The sequence below is a fragment of the Polaromonas sp. P3_C2 genome, assembly GCF_056402675.1.
On sequence record NZ_JBFUGX010000770.1, the window covers coordinates 1 to 1,757 of the forward strand.

2 protein-coding genes are annotated in these 1,757 nt (G+C 62.4%); both read right to left on the minus strand.

Going from position 1 to position 1,757, the window contains the following annotated elements:
- Positions 1–800: TolC family protein (locus tag AC1DWI_RS21745; RefSeq protein ID WP_477725739.1), on the minus strand; the 800-nt coding region annotated here is incomplete at its 3' end.
- 7 nt (positions 801–807) lie between these two features.
- The coding region (locus AC1DWI_RS21750) for an efflux RND transporter permease subunit (RefSeq protein ID WP_477725740.1) at positions 808–1,757 on the minus strand (950 nt) is incomplete at its 5' end.

A 1,757-nucleotide genomic window follows, 5' to 3' on the forward strand; every position in this document is an offset into this window, starting at 1 on the left:
AGGTCACCGCTCAATGGCTGGCCGATCAGCAGGGTCAGTGCGTTCTGATCCAGCGCACGCTGGCGCACCAGTTGGGCCAGCGATGCGCGGGCCGCTTCGGTCAATGACTCGGCCTGGCGGAAGTCCAGCTCGGAAGCGACGCCGTTGTCAAAGCGCAGCTTGCTGAGCTTGAAGGACTCTTCCCGTGTAGCCAGTGTTTGCTGCGTGATGGCCAGCAGTTCTTCGTCGGCCAGCAGGCTGAGGTAGGTGTTGGCCACCGATGCAATCAGGCTGATCTGTGCCGTCTTGCGACCTTCTTCCGTTGCCAGGTACTGCGCCAACGCCGCCTCTTTCAGACTGGAGACCCGGCCGAAAAAGTCGAGCTCGTAGGATGGCATCAGCAAACCGCCGGTATAAGTGCTGGTGATGCTGCCGTTACCGTTGGCATTGGGCTGGCGCGAACCGGTGATGCCGGCATTGATCGTGGGAAACTGGTCGGCACGCTGGATCCGGTACTGGGCCCTGGCTTGCTCAATATTGAGCACGGCGATGCGCAGGTCGCGGTTGTTGCGCAGCGCGGCCTCAATCAGCTGCCGCAATTTAGGGTCGCTGAAAAAAGCCTGCCACTCGATGTCGGCTGCCGCGACGGCCGGTGCGGTAGTAGCAGACTGCGCTTGCGCGGAACCGGTGGTGAAACCGGAAACAGCCGGCCACTGGTCTGCGATGGGGGCTGCCGGGCGCTCGTACTTCGGAATCATCGAGCAGCCGGCCAGGAGTGCCGCAGCACCAACCGCCAAAAGCTGCGGGAACCTGGGTTTCATGCTGGATTTACTCATGGGCTTTACCTTCACTTCCTTCTTCTCCGGTGATGCCTGCCGCCTTGGCATGCTCCGAATACATCCTGTTTTGCCGCTCGCTRCCCTTGAAGAGGCCGCGCACGACCACAAAGAACACCGGAACGAAAATCACCGCCAGGATCGTGCCGGTGATCATGCCGCCGATCACGCCGGTACCGATGGCACGCTGGCTTGCGGAGCCGGCGCCCGAAGCCAGTACCAGCGGCAGCACGCCCAGACCGAAGGCCAGCGACGTCATGACGATGGGTCGGAACCGCAGGTGCGCGGCAGCCAGCGCCGACTCGATGACACCTTTGCCCTGCGCCTGCAAGTCCTTGGCAAACTCGATGATCAGAATCGCGTTCTTCGCCGACAGGCCGATGATGGTGATCAGCCCCACCTGGAAGTACACGTCATTCGAATAACTACGCAGCAGCGTTGCCAGCAACACACCGATCACGCCTAACGGCACCACCAGGATCACCGCGAGCGGAATGCTCCAGCTTTCGTACAGGGCCGCAAGGCACAGGAACACCGCGAGGATGGCGAAACCATAGAGCAACATGGCTTGCGAGCCCGCAAGTTTTTCCTCACGCGACTGGCCCGTCCATTCGAAACCGAAGCCCTGCGGCAGTTGCGCTGCGAGTTTTTCCATCTCGGCCATTGCTGCGCCCGAGCTGTAGCCTGGCGCGGCGCTGCCGCTGATACGCACGGCCGGGTAGCCGTTGTAACGCACTGTTTGCATCGCACCCTTGATCCACCGCGTGCTGGCAAACGACGACAACGGAACCGGCAGGCCGCGGCTGTTGATGGCGTTGAGCCGGAGCAGGTCGTCGGGCTGCATGCGCGAAGGCGCGTCGGCCTGTACCACCACACGCTGCAGGCGCCCCTGGTTGGGGAAGTCGTTCACATAGCTGGATCCCAGCGAGGTCGACAGGACCG